Origin of the sequence: Brevundimonas sediminis (assembly GCF_048799765.1) — a bacterium.
Lineage (GTDB): Bacteria > Pseudomonadota > Alphaproteobacteria > Caulobacterales > Caulobacteraceae > Brevundimonas.
Genome location: NZ_JBLYQK010000005.1, coordinates 104,943 through 123,838 on the forward strand (window position 1 = coordinate 104,943; position 18,896 = coordinate 123,838).

The 18,896-nt window shown below is 69.8% G+C and carries 17 protein-coding genes and 1 tRNA gene; 7 read left to right on the forward strand and 11 right to left on the reverse strand.

Annotated elements, in window-relative coordinates:
• Positions 1-78: 78 nt before the first annotated feature.
• The gene (glpK, locus tag ACLQ7T_RS04985) at positions 79-1,572 is read left to right on the forward strand and encodes a glycerol kinase GlpK (RefSeq protein ID WP_420478421.1); all 1,494 of its coding nucleotides are present in this window, start codon (positions 79-81) and stop codon (positions 1,570-1,572) included.
• A complete protein-coding gene (locus ACLQ7T_RS04990; RefSeq protein ID WP_420478422.1) occupies positions 1,569-2,648 on the forward strand; it encodes a phosphotransferase family protein in 1,080 nt (359 codons plus the stop codon). Before glpK ends, ACLQ7T_RS04990 begins: the two co-directional genes overlap by 4 nt.
• 72 nt (positions 2,649-2,720) lie before the next feature.
• On the opposite strand, the gene ACLQ7T_RS04995 is transcribed toward ACLQ7T_RS04990, so the two are convergent.
• The 6 genes from ACLQ7T_RS04995 to ACLQ7T_RS05020 form a co-directional block, all read right to left on the reverse strand.
• Positions 2,721-4,448, reverse strand: coding sequence for a CHAT domain-containing protein (locus tag ACLQ7T_RS04995; protein WP_420478423.1), 1,728 nt, complete (start codon positions 4,446-4,448; stop codon positions 2,721-2,723).
• Positions 4,448-5,074 (reverse strand): hypothetical protein, encoded by a 627-nt coding sequence (locus ACLQ7T_RS05000; protein ID WP_420478424.1) that lies wholly within the window; start codon positions 5,072-5,074, stop codon positions 4,448-4,450. Before ACLQ7T_RS05000 ends, ACLQ7T_RS04995 begins: the two co-directional genes overlap by 1 nt.
• Before the next feature lie 140 nt (positions 5,075-5,214).
• Positions 5,215-5,964 carry a DUF1223 domain-containing protein gene (locus ACLQ7T_RS05005; RefSeq protein ID WP_420478425.1) on the reverse strand — a complete coding sequence of 250 codons (750 nt, stop codon included), beginning with the start codon at positions 5,962-5,964 and terminating at the stop codon, positions 5,215-5,217.
• A 407-nt stretch (positions 5,965-6,371) separates the two neighbouring features.
• Entirely contained in the window at positions 6,372-6,938 is a 567-nt protein-coding gene (locus tag ACLQ7T_RS05010; protein ID WP_420470180.1) for a DsbE family thiol:disulfide interchange protein, read from the reverse strand.
• Positions 6,935-7,111 carry a heme exporter protein CcmD gene (gene ccmD / locus ACLQ7T_RS05015; RefSeq protein WP_420478426.1) on the reverse strand — a complete coding sequence of 59 codons (177 nt, stop codon included), beginning with the start codon at positions 7,109-7,111 and terminating at the stop codon, positions 6,935-6,937. The genes ACLQ7T_RS05010 and ccmD overlap by 4 nt, the downstream gene beginning before the upstream one ends.
• Positions 7,112-7,113: 2 nt before the next feature.
• Positions 7,114-7,836 carry a heme ABC transporter permease gene (locus tag ACLQ7T_RS05020; RefSeq protein WP_420478427.1) on the reverse strand — a complete coding sequence of 241 codons (723 nt, stop codon included), beginning with the start codon at positions 7,834-7,836 and terminating at the stop codon, positions 7,114-7,116.
• A 127-nt stretch (positions 7,837-7,963) separates the two neighbouring features.
• Here ACLQ7T_RS05020 and ACLQ7T_RS05025 point away from each other — a divergent pair, with 127 nt between their 5' ends.
• A complete protein-coding gene (locus ACLQ7T_RS05025; RefSeq protein WP_420470177.1) occupies positions 7,964-8,188 on the forward strand; it encodes an alkylphosphonate utilization protein in 225 nt (74 codons plus the stop codon).
• A gap of 10 nt (positions 8,189-8,198) precedes the next feature.
• On the opposite strand, the gene ccmB is transcribed toward ACLQ7T_RS05025, so the two are convergent.
• A complete protein-coding gene (gene ccmB / locus ACLQ7T_RS05030; protein WP_420478428.1) occupies positions 8,199-8,864 on the reverse strand; it encodes a heme exporter protein CcmB in 666 nt (221 codons plus the stop codon).
• Positions 8,861-9,460, reverse strand: coding sequence for a heme ABC exporter ATP-binding protein CcmA (ccmA, locus tag ACLQ7T_RS05035; protein ID WP_420478429.1), 600 nt, complete (start codon positions 9,458-9,460; stop codon positions 8,861-8,863). The genes ccmB and ccmA overlap by 4 nt, the downstream gene beginning before the upstream one ends.
• 201 nt (positions 9,461-9,661) lie before the next feature.
• Between ccmA and acnA the strand changes: the two genes are divergently transcribed.
• Positions 9,662-12,370, forward strand: a complete 2,709-nt coding sequence (gene acnA / locus ACLQ7T_RS05040; protein WP_420470174.1) for an aconitate hydratase AcnA — start codon at positions 9,662-9,664, stop codon at positions 12,368-12,370.
• Positions 12,371-12,576: 206 nt separating this feature from the next.
• On the opposite strand, the gene acnB is transcribed toward acnA, so the two are convergent.
• The gene (gene acnB / locus ACLQ7T_RS05045; protein WP_420478430.1) at positions 12,577-15,159 is read right to left on the reverse strand and encodes a bifunctional aconitate hydratase 2/2-methylisocitrate dehydratase; all 2,583 of its coding nucleotides are present in this window, start codon (positions 15,157-15,159) and stop codon (positions 12,577-12,579) included.
• Between the two features lie 314 nt (positions 15,160-15,473).
• The gene (locus tag ACLQ7T_RS05050; RefSeq protein ID WP_420478431.1) at positions 15,474-16,343 is read right to left on the reverse strand and encodes an isoaspartyl peptidase/L-asparaginase family protein; all 870 of its coding nucleotides are present in this window, start codon (positions 16,341-16,343) and stop codon (positions 15,474-15,476) included.
• Between the two features lie 106 nt (positions 16,344-16,449).
• Between ACLQ7T_RS05050 and ACLQ7T_RS05055 the strand changes: the two genes are divergently transcribed.
• The gene (locus ACLQ7T_RS05055) at positions 16,450-17,451 is read left to right on the forward strand and encodes an NADPH:quinone oxidoreductase family protein (RefSeq protein WP_420478432.1); all 1,002 of its coding nucleotides are present in this window, start codon (positions 16,450-16,452) and stop codon (positions 17,449-17,451) included.
• Positions 17,452-17,458: 7 nt separating this feature from the next.
• Here the strand turns inward: ACLQ7T_RS05055 and ACLQ7T_RS05060 are convergent, their stop codons facing one another.
• Positions 17,459-17,872 carry a YkvA family protein gene (locus tag ACLQ7T_RS05060; protein ID WP_420478433.1) on the reverse strand — a complete coding sequence of 138 codons (414 nt, stop codon included), beginning with the start codon at positions 17,870-17,872 and terminating at the stop codon, positions 17,459-17,461.
• A 57-nt stretch (positions 17,873-17,929) separates the two neighbouring features.
• On the opposite strand from ACLQ7T_RS05060, the gene ACLQ7T_RS05065 reads away from it, so the two are divergent.
• Entirely contained in the window at positions 17,930-18,712 is a 783-nt protein-coding gene (locus ACLQ7T_RS05065; RefSeq protein WP_420478434.1) for an SDR family NAD(P)-dependent oxidoreductase, read from the forward strand.
• Positions 18,713-18,821: 109 nt separating this feature from the next.
• Positions 18,822-18,896 (forward strand) — tRNA-Gly (locus ACLQ7T_RS05070).

The following is an 18,896-nucleotide window of genomic DNA, read 5'->3' on the forward strand; positions in this document are numbered from 1 at the left end:
GCCTGGGGCAGGCGCCCCTCCACCATGCTTCGCATGGTCCCCCTCCCCCTGCGGGGGAGGAATGTCTAACCTCCCCGCATGAAGAGCCTCATCCTCGCTATCGATCAGGGCACCACCTCGACCCGGGCCATCGCCTTCGAGCGGACAGAGACCGGCGCCCTGCGCCCCCTGGCGGTCAGCCAGATCGAGCTGGAACAGCATTTCCCGCACCCGGGCTGGGTCGAGCATGACGCCGCCGAGATCTGGGCCGCGACCCTGCAGACCTGCCGGGAGGTTGTGCGCAAGGCGGGCGGGGTCGGGCGGTTCGCCGCCATCGGCATCACCAACCAACGCGAAACCTCGGTCCTGTGGGACGCCTCAACGGGCGAGCCCCTGCATCGCGCCATCGTCTGGCAGGATCGCCGCACTGCCGCCGCCACCGCGAAACTGGCCTTTGCCGGGCACGAGCCGGAGGTGCAGGCCGCGACAGGTCTGATCCTCGATCCGTATTTTTCGGCCTCGAAATTCGCCTGGCTGCTGGACCAGGTTCCGGGCTCGCGCGAACGGGCGCGGAAGGGCGAGGTCAGGCTGGGCACCATCGAGAGCTGGCTGATCTGGAAACTGACAGGCGGGGAAAGCCACGTCACAGACGCCACAAACGCCTCGCGCACCTCCCTGATGGACCTGCGCACCCGACAATGGCGACCTGACCTGGCGGCGTTGTTCAATGTCCCTATGGAGGGACTTCCTGACATCCGGGGCTGCGCCGATCTTCTCGGCGAGAGCGAGCCGTCCCTGCTCGGCGCCGCCCTGCCGATCCACGGCGCGGCGGGCGATCAGCAGGCCGCGCTTGTGGGACATGGCGCACTCAAGGCCGGGGACGCCAAGATCACCTACGGCACCGGGGCGTTTCTGGTCGCCAACGTCGGGGCCGAGCCGGTGCCGTCCTCCACCCGCCTGCTGGGCACGCTGGGGTACGAGACTCAGGGCAGGGCGGCCTATGCGCTGGAGGGCTCCATCTTCTCGGCCGGATCGGCGATCCAGTGGCTGCGCGACGGGCTGAAGGTGATTTCGGAATCACGCCAGTCGGAGGCCATGGCGCAGGGGCTGAAGGACAACGGCGGGGTCTATCTGGTCCCGGGCTTCACCGGTCTGGGCGCGCCCTGGTGGGAGCCGGAGGCGCGGGGAACCATTGTCGGCCTGACCCGGGACAGCGGCCCGGCCCACATGGTGCGGGCGGCGCTGGAATCCCTCGCCTACCAGACCCGCGACCTGCTCGACGCCCTCGAGAAGGACGGGGCGCCGAGGCTGTCGGTGCTGAAGGTCGACGGCGGCGTCACCGCCAACGCCTTCGCCATGCAGTTCGTCGCCGATATCTGCGATGTCACGGTGGAGAGACCGGCGTTTCAGGAAATGACCGCGCTGGGCGCGGCCAAACTGGCGGCGCTCGGGTGCGGCCTGATCGACACGCTTGACGCAGCGTCCGCCGAGGCTCCGGCCGTCTGGCGGCCCCGGATGACGGACGAAGAACGCGAGCGGCTGCTGAAAGGCTGGCGCGGCGCCGTGAAGGCCGCCATCATCGCTGCGCAATGACCCAGACGCCCCCTGAAGACGCCCAATCGACCTTCTCCGGCACCCGCGAGGTCGACCCCCGCTACGCCCTTGATGAGGCGTCCCTCGGCGCCTGGCTGGCGGCGAATGTCGAGGGTTACGCGGGTCCCCTGACGGTTCGTCAGTTCAAGGGCGGCCAGTCCAACCCGACCTATGAGCTGTCGACGCCCGGCCGGACCTATGTTCTGCGTCGCAAGCCGCCCGGGACCCTGCTGCCCAGCGCCCACGCCGTGGACCGGGAGTTCACCGTCATTTCGGCCCTGCATGCGCAGGGCTATCCGGTGGCCAAGCCTTACGCCCTGTGCACCGACGACGCCGTCATCGGCTCGATGTTCTATGTGATGGACAAGGTCGAGGGCCGGGTCCTGTGGGACCTGAAACTGCCGGGTATGGAGCCCGCCGAGCGGCGCGCCGTCTATGACGCGCAGGTCGATACGCTGGCGGCCCTGCACCGGTTCGATCCCGCCGCCATCGGCCTGGGCGACTACGGCAAGCCGGGCAACTATTTCGAACGGCAGGTCGGCCGCTGGACCAAGCAGTACCGGGCGTCCGAGATCGACCCCATCCCGGCCATGGACCGGCTGATCGACTTCCTGCCCGCCACCCTGCCGCCCGAGGGGCCGACCCGGATCGTCCACGGCGACTTCCGCCTCGACAACATGATCCTCGCCCCCGACCGGGCCGAGGTGCGGGCCGTGCTGGACTGGGAGTTGTCCACCCTCGGCGATCCGCTGGCGGACTTCTCCTACCTGCTGATCGCCTGGGCCATTCCGGCGACGATGCGCAACGGCCTCGCCGGGGCGGACCTGCAGGCCCTGGGCATTCCGTCGGTGGAAGAAGTCGTGGTCCGTTATTCGGAGAAGACCGGAGCCCCGCCGCCGCCGAACCTCGACTGGCTGTTCGCCTACAACCTGTTCCGGCTGGCGGCCATCTGTCAGGGCATCGCGGGGCGGGTCCGCGACGGCACCGCCGCCTCGCCCCAGGCCCGGTCCATGGCCGCCCAGGTCCCGGCGCTGGCCGACGGCGCCTGGAGCTTCGCGAAGAAGGCGGGGGCGTAAGAAGGGTGTGAGGTATGGGGTGTCGGGTGTTTCGGGCGCCGACACCCCACACCCTACTCCCCACACCCTCGCCTACCCCGGCTCCCCCACCAGGGTGAATGCGGCCCAATAGGCCGGATGGGCCCAGCGACGCTCGGCCCGGACCGCGCGCTGCCCGGCCTGCAGGGCCCGGGCGCGGACCCCGGGATCGCTGACCGCATGACCGTCCAGATCGGCGAAGGCGGCGGTGATCAGGGTCGTCGTCGCGGCGTCCGACACCTCCCAGTGGGACACCAGAACCGACCGCGCCCCGGCGTAGAAGAAGGCCCGCGCCAGCCCCGACAGCCCTTCCCCGCCCGGCCGCCCGTCCGACGCCGCGGTGTTGCAGGCCGACAGGACGACGAACTCGGCGTTCAGCTTCAGCTGCGCGGCCTCCGAAGCGCTCAGATAGCCGTCATCGGCTTCGGTGGCCTCCTCGGGCGGCGTCATGACCAGTCCCGGCTCGGCCGCCGCGGATCCGGCCGTCAGGCCATGGGTCGAGAAGACCACGAAGCGCGCCCGGGACAGGGCGTCCGCATCCGCCGTCCGCACCGCCCGTTCGGTGGCCTCGGCGCCGATCCTCACCACAGCGTCCGGGTAGCGGGCCTTCAGCGTCTCCAGCTCCAGACGCGAACCCCGCAGATAGGGCAGGGCCTTCAGCTTGCGGACGTCCGCCAGTTGACCGGCCATGACCGACTCCGCCGTCGCCGCGCCGCGGGTCGGATCGCCGGGCGCGCCCGCCAGCAGGGGCGCGCCGAAGGCCGCCAGCTGAAGCGGGCGCGCCGGGCCGGGCTCTCGCGGCCCGCCGGCCGGCATGGGCGGACAACCCTCACTGCGCGCCGCCGGGTCGGCGACCAGATAGCAGCGCAGCGACCTCAGGCTGGATACGGCCGGCAGCGCGGCCATGGCATACCGATCCGCCAGCCAGGACGTCGCCGCCAGCGCGTCCGGGTCCGCATCCCGTCCCTGCGGCGGAGCGGTGACCAGGACCGACAGGGGCAGGGTCGCCAGGGCGCCCGTCGTGACGGTGATCAGGGTGGTCTTGTCCTTGAAGGTCTCCTCCACCGGCAGGATGAGTTCCGAATAGAGCCGCCAGCTCTCGCCCCGATCAAAGGGAACCGGCTGCCGGCCGGCGAAGACAAGGGGATCGACGTCATCGCCGCGGGGCGCGGCCGTGGCGCCCAGGGACGCGCGGAGCCGTTCGACGACCGTCGCAAGCCGCGCTTCGGTCAGGGCCTCGGATCGCACCCATGCGGTCCGCTCCCGGGTCACCGCCCAGACATAGGTCGCCTCGGGATTGACCAGCACCAGCAACAGCCCCTCGTCCGGACGCAACATGCGCCGGGTCTCCTCGATGGACAGGGCGCGGGGACTGGTGAGATCCGAATAGGCCGGGAACCGGGCCTCGATCTCCGCATCCAGCGCCGCCAGCCGGGTCGTCGCCGCCTCCCAGTCGGCCTGGGCCCGGGTGCGGGCCGTCAGATCCGCGGGGTCGGTCGAGGCGTAGTGGCGCTCGAGCGCCCGTTCCAGCCGGTCGCGGCGAACGATCAGGGCCTCGCGCTCCTCGGCGAGCCGGCCGAGGGCGTCGTCGCCCTGGGCGAAACGGGCGGACACCTTGGCCAGGGCGTCGGCGGCGTCCGAGGCCATGGCCCACTGCGCCGCCTCGAAAGCCTCCGCCCGCAGGGTCTCGGGCGTATCCGTCCGGACGGGAGCCGCGCGGGCGCCGGTCAGCAGGCCGAGGACGGCCAGGGCCACGACCCACAGCCCCCGCCCGCCCCTCATCAGTTGCTCAGAAGCTGGATGCTGGTGCGGACGTCGCCCCGGTTCGAGACCGCCACCCGCATCTTGCCGCCCGCCCGGGAGGAGACGGTGCACACGGGGTAGTGGTCACCGAACCCGTCCCGGCACATGGTCGCGCCGTTCTGGTCCCGGATGCTCAGGCCGATGTCGGTGTCGCCGTCGCCGATGGCGGCGACCCTCAGGACCTCACCGGCCCGTGCATCGACATCGAAGGTCCAGCTTTCCCGCGCCCTCAGCTGTTTGACGGTGAACACCGGGCCGGCGCCGAAGGGGGACGAGCGAACGCCCCGGGTCATCGGCTCCCGCAACCTGTCGATGGCGTCGATGATCGGCTGGTTGCCCGCCGACAGGGCCGCCGCCTCATCCAGCAAGCGCCCGGGCGTCAGGATCGGCTCGGGCCCCTCGCCCTGCCGCACCGGCACTTCCGACAGAAGGCGGGCCGCCATGATCAGCGCGCCGGCGTCCCCGCGTTCGCGCCCCCAGGCGGCGAGTTCCGCCGCCGTGACCGCCTGGGCCACGCCTCGCGCTTCCGGCGTCACGCCGGCATCCGGGTCCGGCGCGAAAGCCGCCATGCCGGGCGCGACGACAAGAAGGGCGGCGAGCGCCATCCCCCTGATCCCGGATCCCGAACCGATCATGCGCGCCTCCACAGGCGACGACGCCCCGACGCGCCGGAGCCGATCATGCACTGTGAAAGTTTGCCGGAGAACAGGGATACTGACCAAAACTGACGGCGCGGTCGCCGGGCTCAGCGCGCGTCCAGCACCGCCGCGCCCAAGATGCGACGGTCATCCCGTGACTGAAGCAGAACGGCCACGGCCTGGTCGGGCTCGGCCTGGTCGGGAAGGGCATAGAGCACCGGGCGCCCGCTCCACGGCCCCAGCACCCGGACCGATCGCACCACATTCATGTGGCGGACCTTCTGGCCGCGATTGTCGCCGCCGCCGATCTCCACCGTCTGGGGCCCCGGGGTATAGAACACGGCCACCACGTCCGCCCCGCCGGTCGGGGCCCGTCCGGAACCGACGCCGACCCGATCGCCCGTCTCGCGGAACTCGATTTCCGGCGGAAAGACCCGGCGGGCGGCCTCCTCGTCGATGGCGACCTGGATCGCTTCGGCGTTGGCGGCGGCCTGCCGACGGCCGTCGATGACCACCTGGGGCGTGGACACGTTGCGGATGCGCAGGGCGCGTCGGTAGTCGCGTTGACGCTGGGCGAACTCCGGACGGGCGAAGGTGTCCGCCCAGCCCAGATAGTCCCAGTAATCCACGGCGTAGGTCAGGGCGATGACGCCGGGCTCCGCCGCGACCGTCTCGAGCCTGGCGTTGGCCTCCGGGCAGCCGGCGCAGCCCTGGGCCGTGAACAGCTCGACCACCACCGGCTCCACCGGCGCCGACCGGTGCCGCGCGCGCGTCGCCGACGGCTGGGCCGTCGAGGCCGCCGCAAGCAGCGCGGTCAGGCCGACCGCGACCGAAAATATCCACCCCCGGGTGCGCATGGGGCCATCTTAATCACGCAGAACCGGCGCGCGCCGGTCATTTTCGCGTGAGGCGGGCGTGTTCGCCCGGTTCAGACCCGGATGTCGAGCAGGCTGCCCGGCCGCTGAAGCCTTTGTCCTTCACCGTCCGCGGGCGCGCGGGGGGGGACCGAGCGCGCCGGACTGTCCGGACGAACGGTCGGTGCAGGCGCCGGGGCCGCTGCGGCGACCGCGGGCGACGCCGCCGCCAGCGCAGCCTGGAAGAAGGCCGATCGCGACGTCGACGCCGGAGACGGGGGCGTCTGCGACGGGAACAGGGGCGACGGGACGGGCGGGCGAATCGCGCTCATGCCGACAGGGTTAATGAAAACCATCGGAAATGGGTTAACGCCCCGGGGGCGGGGCTTTCAGCGCCGCGAAGCCGCCGGTCAGCGGCGCGTGGCGGTCGGCAGCGGACGCGGCGGGGCCTGCATCGCCGCCACCAGACGTTCGATCTCGGCGTCTTCCAGAAGCGGTCCGGCGAATTTCGCGACCACCCGCCCCTGGGCATCCACGGCGAAGGTCTCGGGCGCGCCGGTAATGCCTAGATCCAGCCCGGCCCGGCCCTCGCGGTCCACCAGCACCATGGAGAAGGGATCGCCGAGCTCGTCGAGGAAGGCCCGCGTGGCGACCGGATCATCCTTCCACGCCACGCCGACGACCGCGACGCCGCGCGCCTTCAGCGCCATCAGCTTCGGGTGCTCGGCGCGGCAGGGCGCGCACCAGCTGGCGAAGACGTTGATCAGCATCGGCCGACCGACGCCCGCCGTCTTCAGGTCCACATTGCCCGGTCCGGCCTCTGTCCCGGTCAGGATCGGCAGGACGGTTTCCGGCACAGACTGTCCGACGAGGGCCTCGGGCTTGATCTCCGGATCCCGTTTCAGGGACCAGCCGATGAACAGGGCCGACAGGGCGACCAGCACCACCAGCGGCACGATCGCGAACCAGCGGCTCATTGTTCCCGCCCCGCCGCGCCTTGCGGCCGATCGCCTTCCAACTGCGCCAGCTCGGCCTTCCAGCGCCGGGCGGCGACCAGGGCGCGCGCAGCCAGACCGGCCAGCACCAGGGCGCTGAGGCCCCAGGCGGGCCAGACGTAGGCGGCGTACTCACCCATGTTCAAGTCGAGCATGATCAGGCCTCCAGCGCCCGGCGGGCGCGGATCGCCACAACCCGCCGCCGCACGATTTCCGTCCGGATGGCGGTCAGCCACAGGGCGAGAAACAGGACAAGATAGGCCGCCATCATGGTCAGCAACGGCGTCAGGAAGACCGGCGGCATGGAGGGGCCGTCCGCCCGTATCAGCGACGCGGGCTGGTGCAGGGTGTTCCACCAGTCCACCGAGAATTTCACGATCGGCAGGTTGATCAGGCCCACCAGACCCAGGACGGCGGCGGCGCGGGCGGCCTTCTGCTCGTCATCAATCGAGGCGCGCAGCGCCATGTAGCCGAGGTAGAAGAGGAACAGCACCAGAACCGACATCAGCCGGGCGTCGCCCCATTCCCACCAGCTCCCCCACATCGGCTTGCCCCACAGGCTGCCGGTGACCAGCGCGAGAAGGGTGTAGGCCGCGCCCGGCAGGGCGGCGGCGCGGGCGGCGGCGTCGGCCAGCGGGTGGCGGAAGACGAGGGCGAAGAAGCTCGAAACCCCCAGCGCGCCGTAGATCATCAGCCCGACCGACGCCGCCGGAACGTGGACGAACATGATCCGCACGGTGTCGCCCTGCTGGTAATCCTCCGGCGCGACGAAGCTGAACCAGCTTCCCGCCAGCAGCAGGACGGCGGCGGCCACCCACAACACCGGCACGAGCGGACGGGTGAAGCGGGCGAACCGGTCGGGATTGGCGAGGCCGAACATGATCGGCGCTCTTTAATCCCTGATCGCACGGCGCGCTACTCGGGGTTTCGCGGCCAAATCGCACCCCGCGGCTTGAAGCTTGACCGGTCGGCGTGCCAGAGCATCCCCCACAGATCGAGGACCGACCATGACCGACGACGTGACCCGGGATTCCAACGGCAACATCCTGAGCGACGGCGACAGCGTGACGCTGATCAAGGACCTGAAGGTCAAGGGCTCGGGCGGCGTGACGCTGAAGCGCGGCACCATGGTCAAGAACATCCGCCTGACCGGCGATCCCGACGAGATCGAGGCCAATGTCGAGAAGGTGCGCGGCCTCGTCCTGCGCACCGAGTTCGTCAAGAAGGCCTGAGCCCCGCCGGTCAGCCCTGGGCGTTCCGGATGGCGGCCGCCCCGGCCAGAGGCGTGACCACGGCCGCGAACAGCACATAGGCGACCAGGAAGGCCAGGGCCGGCGCCGGCGACTGGCCGTTCGCCGCCCGCTCCAGCGCGCCCGAGCCGAAGACGACGGGGGGGATGAACAGGGGCAGGACGACCACGGCGATCAGCAGGCCGCCGCGCTTCGACCCCAGCGACAGGGCTGCGCCCAGGGCGCCGGTCAGGGCGAAGCCGAGCCCGCCGATCAGCGCCGCCAGGATGGCCAGCGGCGCCAGCGAGACCGGCAACCCCAGGGTGATCGCCGCCACCGGCGCGGCCACCGCCAGAGGCCCGCCGACCGCCAGCCATTGCGCCTTGGCCTTGGCGAGCACCGTCAGCTCCAGCGGCGCGGGGCCGAGCGCCAGCAGGTCCAGGGTCCCGTCCTCGAAATCCCGTTCGAACAGCCGTTCCAGCGACAGGATCGAGGACACCGCCAGCGCCACCCAGGCGACGCCGCCCGCGATCGGTCTCAACGCCGCCGGATCGCTGCCCGAGGCCAGAGGCACCAGCACCGTCAGGCACAGGAAGAAACCGCAGGCCAGCAAGGGCCCGCCGCCGCCCGCCCAGGCCAGCGACAGCTCCCGACGCCAGAGGGTCAGCAGCGGCTTCATCGTCCCGCTCCCAGATCCAGCGCCCGGGCCGCGACCGGCAGCGGATCATGGACCGCGGCCAGGATGCAGCCGCCCCGGTCCAGATGCGCCTGCATCAGCAGGCCCAGGGCCCCGCGCCAGCGGGCGTCGAGCGGACTGAGCGGCTCGTCCAGCAGCCAGATCGGACGCTGGACGGCGATCAGGCGCGCAAAGGCCAGCCGTCGCCTCTGTCCCGCCGACAGCTTGCGCACCTCGAGATCCAGCAGGGGCTCCAGCGCCAGCACATCGACCGCGGCGGCGATCCCGTCGGCGGTCGCGCCCAGCCAGCGGCCCTGGAAGGCCAGCTCCTCGCGCGCCCGGCGGGCGCCCTTCAGCCCGTCCTGATGACCGAGCCAGTGCAGGTGTTTCGTCCGCGCCTCGTCCGCCTCGACGTCGGCGAAGGCGACGCCGCCGGCGTCCGGTCGCAGAAAGCCCGCGAGCGCCCGCAACAGGCTGGTCTTGCCGGCGCCATTGGCGCCGGTCAGGGCCACAGCTTCACCGGAAGCTACGGAAAATGATAGATTTCTGAACAGAACCCGCTCGCCGCGGGAAAGGGCCAGACCTTCGACGACGATCATTGGCCCGCCCCCCAGTTGCGAGCCGCTATCAATGCCCCTGCCGACGTCATGGATTCATGGACGGGGACGGGAACCCTCGCTATATCCCCGGACGCCGCAGCAGGCGTCCGCCGCGCGCGTCGGGACCCTGTGAGTCCCGCCGTCGATCGCGCGAACGTGCAACCGGATTGTCGGGCGGCTTTGACCAGAGGAAAACTCTCCATGCCGTCGATTGACAGCCTCAAGACCCGCCAGGACCTCTCCGTCGGGCGCAAGAAATACGCCTATTACAGCCTTCCCGCCGCCGAGGAAGCCGGTCTGGCCGGGATTTCCCGCCTGCCGCGCTCGATGAAGGTGCTGCTGGAGAACCTGCTGCGCAACGAGGACGGCGTCTCGGTGACCGAGGCCGACCTCAAGGCCGTCGCCGCCTGGATCGAGAACAAGGGCTCGGTCGAGCACGAGATCGCCTTCCGCCCGGCCCGCGTGCTGATGCAGGACTTCACCGGCGTTCCGGCCGTTGTCGACCTGGCCGCCATGCGTGACGCCATGGCCAAGCTCGGCGCCGACGCCACCAAGATCAACCCGCTGGTCCCGGTCGATCTGGTCATCGACCACTCGGTGATGGTCGACCATTTCGGCACCGCCAAGGCCTTCAACCAGAACGTCGAGCGCGAGTACGAGCGCAACATCGAGCGCTACAACTTCCTGCGCTGGGGCTCGTCGGCCTTCAACAATTTCCGCGTCGTGCCCCCGGGCACCGGCATCTGCCACCAGGTGAACCTGGAAAACCTGGCCCAGACCGTCTGGACGCTGGAGGAGGGCAAGAAGACCGTCGCCTATCCGGACACCGTGGTCGGCACCGACAGCCACACCACCATGATCAACGGCCTGGCCGTTCTGGGCTGGGGCGTCGGCGGCATCGAGGCTGAAGCCGCCATGCTGGGCCAGCCGATCCCGATGCTGATCCCCGAAGTGATCGGCTTCAAGCTGACCGGCAAGCTGCCGGAAGGCGCGACCGCCACCGACCTGGTGCTCACCGTCACCCAGATGCTGCGCAAGAAGGGCGTGGTCGGCAAATTCGTCGAATTCTTCGGCGACGCCCTGACCGGCCTGACCCTGGAAGACCAGGCGACCATCGCCAACATGGCCCCGGAATACGGCGCCACCTGCGGCTTCTTCCCGGTCTCGCAGGCGACCATCGACTTCCTGGCCGCCACCGGCCGGGACAAGGCGCGCGTCGCCTTGGTCGAGGCCTACGCCAAGGCCCAGGGCCTGTGGATCGACGAAACCTCGGAAGATCCGGTCTTCACCGACACCCTGGAGCTGGACCTGGCCTCGGTCGTGCCGTCGCTGGCCGGTCCGAAGCGTCCGCAGGACCGCGTTGAACTGACCACCGCCGCCCCCGAGTTCGAAGGCCACCTGACCGGGACCTTCGCCCGCGCCGCCGACGCCCCGCGCGCCGATGTCGAGGGTGAGAAATTCTCGGTCGGCGACGGCGACGTCGTGATCGCCGCCATCACCTCCTGCACCAACACCTCCAACCCGTCGGTCCTGATCGCCGCCGGTCTGGTGGCCCGCAAGGCGCATGCGCTGGGCCTGAAGCCCAAGCCCTGGGTCAAGACCTCGCTGGCCCCCGGCTCGCAGGTCGTCACCGACTATCTGACCGACGCCGGCCTGCAGAAGGACCTGGACGCCATCGGCTTCAACCTGGTGGGCTACGGCTGCACCACCTGCATCGGCAACTCGGGCCCGCTGGATCCGGCGATCTCGAAGGCCATCAACGAGAACGGCATCGTCGCCACCTCGGTCCTGTCGGGCAACCGCAACTTCGAGGGCCGCGTGAACCCGGACGTCCAGGCCAACTACCTGGCCTCGCCGCCGCTGGTCGTCGCCTACGCCCTGGCCGGTTCGATGCGCATCGACATCACCAAGGACCCGATCGGCCAGGACAAGAAGGGCAATGACGTCTTCCTGAAGGACGTCTGGCCGACCGCGCAGGAAGTCGCCGACATCCAGCGCAAGTCGGTGACCCCGGCCATGTTCGCCAAGCGCTACAAGGACGTCTTCAAGGGCGACAAGCACTGGCAGGCGATCCAGGTCTCGGGCGGCCAGACCTACACCTGGGACGACAGCTCGACCTACGTCGCCAACCCGCCGTATTTCGAAGGCCTGTCCATGGAGCCGAAGCCGGTCCAGGACATCGTCGAGGGCCGCGTGCTGGCCATCTTCGGCGACTCGATCACCACCGACCACATCTCGCCGGCCGGCTCGATCAAGAAGACCTCGCCCGCCGGTCAGTGGCTGACCAACCACGGCGTCGACGCCCTGGACTTCAACAGCTACGGCGCCCGCCGCGGCCACCACGAAGTCATGATGCGCGGCACCTTCGCCAACATCCGCATCCGCAACAAGATCACCCCGGAGATCGAGGGCGGCGTCACCAAACACTTCCCGTCGGGCGACGTCATGTCGATCTATGACGCGGCCATGCGCTACCAGTCGGAAGGCCGTCCGCTGGTCGTCTTCGCCGGCAAGGAATACGGCACCGGTTCGTCGCGTGACTGGGCCGCCAAGGGCACCAACCTGCTGGGCGTCCGCGCTGTCATCGCCGAGAGCTTCGAGCGCATCCACCGCTCGAACCTGGTCGGCATGGGCGTCGTGCCGCTGCAGTTCAAGCAGGACGGCTGGCACAAGCTGGGCCTGACCGGCGAGGAGATCGTCACCATCCGCGGCCTGACCGACGCCAACATCGGCAAGCTGAAGCCGCGTCAGGACCTGTGGGTCGAGCTGTTCCGTCCGTCGGACGGCAAGATGGCCCGCTTCCCGGTCCGCTGCCGCATCGACAACCAGACCGAGCTGGAATACCTGCGCGCCGGCGGCGTCATGCCCTACGTCCTGCGCAACCTGGCCGGCGGTGAAGCGGCCGAATAAGGCGCGGCTTCAGGCGTTGAAATGGAAAGGCCGGCGGATCGCTCCGCCGGCCTTTTTCGTATCCGGACCGTCTTCTCCCCGCTCCGTGGGGAGGGGGACCGCGAAGCGGTGAAGGGGGTCTTGAAGCCCGACACCCGGCTCCGCCAACAGAAAGGGCCGGCGGATCGCTCCGCCGGCCCCCTGTCGTTCCCGACTGAGCCCCGCCCCTACTCGGCGGCGACGCGATCCGCGTATTCGGGGATCTGGTCGAAATTCATGTAGCGGTAGACCTCGGCGCGGTCGGCGTCGATGACGCCCATCTCGGTCATGTACTCGGCCACGGTCGGGATGCGGCCCAGCTTGGAAGCCACGGCCGCCAGTTCGGCCGAGGCCAGATAGACGTTCGAGCCCTTGCCCAGACGGTTGGGGAAGTTGCGGGTCGAGGTCGAGACCACGGTCGCGCCTTCCTTCACCTGGGCCTGGTTGCCCATGCACAGCGAACAGCCCGGCATCTCCATGCGGGCGCCGGCGCCGCCGAGGGTCGAGTAATGACCCTCCTTCGTCAGTTCCGAGGCGTCCATCTTGGTCGGCGGGGCGACCCAAAGGCGGGTCGGGATGTCCTTCTTGCCCTTCAGCAGCAGCGAGGCCGCGCGGAAGTGGCCGATGTTGGTCATGCACGAGCCGATGAAGACCTCGTCGATCGGGGTCTCCTGAACCTCGGACAGCAGGCGCGCGTCGTCGGGGTCGTTCGGGGCGCACAGGACCGGCTCGGTCACCTCGGCCAGATCGATCTCGATGACATGGGCGTATTCAGCGTCGGCGTCGGCCTCGAGCAGGGTCGGGGCGGCCAGCCAGGCCTCCATGGCGTCGATCCGGCGCTGCAGGGTGCGGGCGTCGGCGTAACCGTCGGCGATCATGTTCTTCATGAGCACGATGTTCGAGGTCATGTACTCGATGATCGGCGCCTTGTTCAGCTTGACGGTGCAGCCCGCCGCCGAACGCTCGGCCGAGGCGTCGGTCAGTTCAAACGCCTGTTCGACCTTCAGGTCAGGCAGGCCCTCGATCTCGAGGATACGGCCCGAGAAGGCGTTGATCTTGCCGGCCTTGGCCACCGTCAGCAGCCCGGCCTTGATGGCGTAGTAGGGGATGGCGTGGACCAGGTCGCGCAGGGTGATGCCCGGCTGCAGCTCGCCCTTGAAGCGGACCAGGATCGATTCCGGCATGTCCAGCGGCATGACGCCGGTGGCGGCCCCGAAGGCCACCAGACCCGAGCCGGCCGGGAACGAAATCCCGATCGGGAAGCGGGTGTGGCTGTCGCCGCCGGTGCCGACGGTGTCCGGCAGCAGCAGGCGGTTCAGCCACGAGTGGATCACGCCGTCGCCCGGACGCAGGGCCACGCCGCCACGGTTCGAGATGAAGGCAGGCAGTTCGCGGTGCGTCTTGACGTCGACAGGCTTCGGATAGGCGGCGGTGTGGCAGAAGGACTGCATGACCATGTCGGCCGAGAAGCCGAGGCAGGCCAGATCCTTCAGCTCGTCGCGGGTCATCGGGCCGGTGGTGTCCTGCGAGCCGACCGTGGTCATCCGGGGCTCGCAATAGGTGCCCGGACGGATGCCCTGGCCTTCCGGCAGGCCGCAGGCGCGGCCGACCATCTTCTGGGCCAGGGTGTAGCCCTTGCCGCTGTCTTCCGGGGTGACCGGCAGGCGGAAGGCGTTCGAGGCCGGCAGGCCCAGGGCCTCACGGGCGCGGGCGGTCAGCGAACGGCCGATGATCAGGTTGATGCGGCCGCCGGCCTGCACCTCGTCCAGCAGGACCTGCGACTTCAGCTCGAAGCCGGCGACGGTCTGCCCGTCCTTCTCGATCTTCCCGGCATAGGGATAGATGTCGATGACATCGCCCATGTTCAGGTTCGAGACGTCGACCTCGATCGGCAGGGCGCCGGAGTCTTCCTGGGTGTTGAAGAAGATCGGGGCGATCTTGCCGCCCAGGGTCACGCCGCCGAAGCGCTTGTTGGGCACGAAGGGGATGTCCTCGCCGGTGGCCCAGATCACGCTGTTGGTCGCCGACTTGCGCGACGAGCCGGTGCCGACCACGTCGCCGACATAGGCGACCAGATGGCCCCTGGCCTTCAGGTCCTCGATGAACTGCATCGGACCGCGCACGCCGTCCTGCTCCGGCGTGATGCCCGGGCGCGCGTTCTTCAGCATGGCCAGATAGTGCAGCGGAATGTCCGGGCGCGACCAGGCGTCAGGCGCCGGCGACAGGTCGTCGGTGTTGGTCTCGCCGGTCACCTTGAAGACGGTGACGGTGATCTTCTCGGCGACCTTGTCGCGCGAGGTGAACCATTCAGCGTCGGCCCAGGACTGGATCACCGCCTGGGCGTTGGCGTTGCCGCCCTTGGCCAGTTCGGCGACGTCATGGAAGAAGTCGAACATCAGCAGGGTCTTCTTCAGACCCTCGGCGGCGACGGCGCCCACCGTCGCATCGGTCAGCAGGTCGATCAGCGGCTTGACGTTATAGCCGCCGACCATGGTGCCCAGCAGCTCCGTCGCGCGCTCCCGCGACAGCGACGGAACGGCGAAATCGCCATGCGCCACGGCCGACAGGAAGGACGCCTTGACCTTGGCGGCGTCGTCCACGCCGGGCGGCACGCGGTGAGTCAGCAGATCCAGCAGTTCCTGCTCCGACTCGCCGGCCGGCGGCGCCTTGATCAGCTCGATCAGGTCCGCGGTCTGTTCGGCCGACAGCGGCAGCGGCGGAATGCCGAGCGCGGCGCGTTCGGCGACGTGGGAGCGGTAGGCTTCGAGCATGGCGGGGGCGTCCTTGATCCAGTCGCGATCAAACCGGCCACCGGCCCGTCAAAACCGCGCGCGGGCTTTCCCACATAAGACCCGGCGCCGCAACACGAGCGCCCGATCCGATCCCGGTCTGTGTCGTCTGCGGAACAGGCGCCGTCACGTCACCCGGCGAGCCGGCCCTCCGCGCGCGGCCGTCCGACGCGTCCGTTTCTGACGCACCGGCATGCGACAGTGCCGGCCGTGATGAAGCCGGGGGCGATAGACAATCTGGACGGTCTGGACGGTGTTTTTGCGCGAGACCGTTTATACCCGGGTAAAATAGTCGGTCACCGCCCGAACACCTCGACCCCGATCTCTCCGGCCGGGGTCAGCCAAGCCCGCTTCATACCCTGGCTGTTGAAGGGGGCGGCGATATTGCCGTCGCGATCAAGGGCGATCAGGCCGCCGTCGCCGCCCATGGCGCCGATCTCGTCGATGACGGCCTGCGCGGCCGCGCTCAACGGTTGACCCGCGGCCACCCGCCAGGCGGTCTGGGCCGTCGCGGCGACCCGGATGAAATACTCGCCCTGCCCGGTCCCGGAGGCGGCGACATGGCTGTCGGCCCAGGTCCCGGCGGCGGGGATGGGGGTGTCGCCGACGCGCCCGGGCAGCTTGCCGAACACCCCGGCGGTCGAGGTGGCGGCGGCCAGACGGCCCTCGGCGTCCAGCACGCAGCAGCCGACCGTGCCGTGGCTCAGCGTGCCCGGCGGATGGTTGTCCTCGCCCTTGCCCGCGCGGGTGAACCAGGCCTCCTCATCGGCGATCGGCTCCAGCCCCTGATCCAGCGCGAACAGGGCCGCGCCCTCGCCCGCCAGCATGACGTGCGGGGTCTTGTCCATCACCGCCCGCGCGGCCACCACCGGATTGCGGAAGCCCTGCAGGGCCGCCACGGCGCCCGCCCGTTTCGTCGCCCCGTCCATGAGGCTGGCGTCCAGCTCATAGGCCCCGGCCAGATTGGGCGAGGCCCCGCGCCCGGCGACATAGAGGCCCGAGTCCTCCAGCATCACCACCGCCGCCACGGCGACGTCCAGCGCGCTCTCGCCCGCGTCGAGCCGGGCCTTCATGGCCTCGACCACCTCTCGCATGTGCACGACCTCGGCGTCATAGTTGCGCTCGCGCCGAGCGCCCGCGCCGCCGTGAAGGATGAGGGCCGTCATTCCGTTCGTCTCCTGATCGCCTCTTTTCAACGGGCGTGCCGCTGCTTAGCGTTCCGGGAAGGCGAGCGCCACGGGGGCGAGCGCACCGATCCCAAAAGGACCCACCATGCGCGCTGTTCTGTCGAAAGCCCCCGGCGGCCCCGAAACCCTGGTCGTCGAGGAGGTTCTGGACCCCCGCCCGCAGAAGGGCGAGGTGGTGATCGAGGTGAAGGCCATCGGGGTCAACTTCCCCGACACCCTGATCATCGAGGACAAATACCAGTTCAGGCCGCAGCGGCCCTTCTCGCCGGGCGGTGAGGTCGCCGGCGTCATCGAGGCGGTCGGCGAGGGCGTGAAGGGCCTGCTGAAGGGCGACCGGGTCATCGCCGTGCCCGGCTGGGGCGGCATGGTGGAGCGGCTGGCCGTACCCGCCGCCTCGGTGATCAAGATCCCCGACGACATGGACTTCCCCACCGCCGCCTCGCTGGTGATGACCTACGGCACCTCCTACTACGCCCTGAAGGACCGGGCGCAGCTGAAGGCCGGCGAGAGCCTGTTGGTGCTGGGCGCCGCGGGCGGGGTCGGCGTCGCCGCCGTCGAGCTGGGCAAGGCCATGGGCGCGCACGTCATCGCCGCCGCCTCGACCAACGACAAGGTCCAGTTCGCCCTCGACGCCGGGGCCGACAACGGCCTGATCTATCCCTCGGGCAAGATGGACAAGGCGGCCCAGAAGGAGCTGTCGGGTGAACTGAAGCTGGCCTCGGGCCGGGACGGTCCGGATGTGGTCTATGACGGCGTCGGCGGCGACTACTGCGAGCCGGCCCTGCGCGCCATGGACTGGAACGGCCGCTATCTGGTGGTCGGCTTCCCGGCGGGCATCCCGTCCCTGCCGCTGAACCTGACCCTGCTCAAGTCGGTGTCGGTGATCGGCGTCTTCTGGGGCGCCGCCGTCGCCCGCGACCCGGCCGGCCACGTCGCCAATATGGCCGACCTGTTCCGGTTCTGGAGCGAGGGCAAGATCAGGCCGCGCATCAGCCGCACCCTCCCGCTGGAACGCGCCCACGAGGCCATCCAGGCGCTGGGCGACCGCTCGGTGATGGGCAAGGTGGTGGTGACCATCGAGGACTGAGCGCCGCTCAGTCCTCCGCCTTCAGATGATCCAGCGCGGTCCGGGCCAGTTCCCGGTGCCGCGCCTTGATGTTGGCCCCCAAGGTGGCCAGCAGGGCCGCGAAGACGGCGGCGTCATCGGTAAAGCCGATCACGGCGAAGATGTCGGGAATGGCGTCCGTCGGCAGGACGAAATAGGCCAGAGCGCCCAGCATGATCCCCTTGGCCGCAGGCGGGGTCTCCGGGTCGCGCGCGGCGTACCAGACCGACAGCACCTGATCGGCGAAGGGGATCCGCGCCGCCGTCCGCCGGATCTTGGGCCAGAAGCCGCGCCGGACCCGCGCCTCGTTCACCTTCTGCACGGCCGGAACGAGAGCGTGGGAGGGGTCCAGCGCATTTTCGGGGTTGGCTGCCCCGGCGGCAGGTTTGGCATTGGTGGTCATGGCGGCTAAATCCCCCGCGACATACTCGGTTCAGAACAACAGATAGGGGCTCAGGACATGAAACTCGACAGCAGCATCGCCGCGGTGGTCACCGGCGGGGCCTCGGGCCTCGGTGCAGGCGCCGCCCGCGCCATCGCCGCCACCGGCGCCAAGGTCGCCCTGTTCGACCTCAACGAGGAAAAGGGCGAGGAGATCGCGAAAGAGATCGGCGGCGTCTTCTGCAAGGTGGACGTGACCGACGACGAGAGCGTCGCCGCCGCCTTCGCCAAGGCCCGCGCCGCCCACGGCCAGGAGCGTCTGACGGTCAACTGCGCCGGCATCGCCACCGGCCAGAAGACCGTCAGCCGCAAGAAGGACACCGGCGAGATCCGCGCCCACGACATGGCGGCCTTCGAGCGCACCGTCCGCGTGAACCTGTTCGGCACCTTCCGCGTCCTCAGCCAGTCGGCGGCGGGCATGGTGACGCTGGACCGGATGGAAGACGGCGAGCGCGGCCTGATCGTCAACACCGCCTCGGTGGCGGCGCAGGACGGCCAGATCGGCCAGGCGGCCTATTCGGCGTCCAAGGGCGGCGTCTACGCCATGACCCTGCCCATCGCCCGCGACCTCGCCCAGGAAGGCGTTCGCTGCAACACCATCCTGCCCGGCATCATGTGGACGCCGATGATGGCGGGCATGGACCAGAAGATCCAGGACGCCCTGGCCGCCGCCATCCCCTTCCCCAGCCGTCTGGGCACGCCCGCCGACTACGCCTCGCTGGTGCTGGAGCTGGCCCGCAACGTCTACATCAACGGCGAATGCATCCGCCTGGACGGCGCGATCCGGATGGCGCCTCGTTGAGGGCGCTAACGCTCGCGACGCGGTCGCTCGCTGCTTGAGCGCAGTTTTTTCAAAAAGGGGCTTGCGGGATGTCGAAACCGTCCGCTATACGCCCGCCTCCAACTGAAGCGCGGGCGTAGCTCAGGGGTAGAGCATCACCTTGCCAAGGTGAGGGTCGGGCGTTCGAATCGCCTCGCCCGCTCCA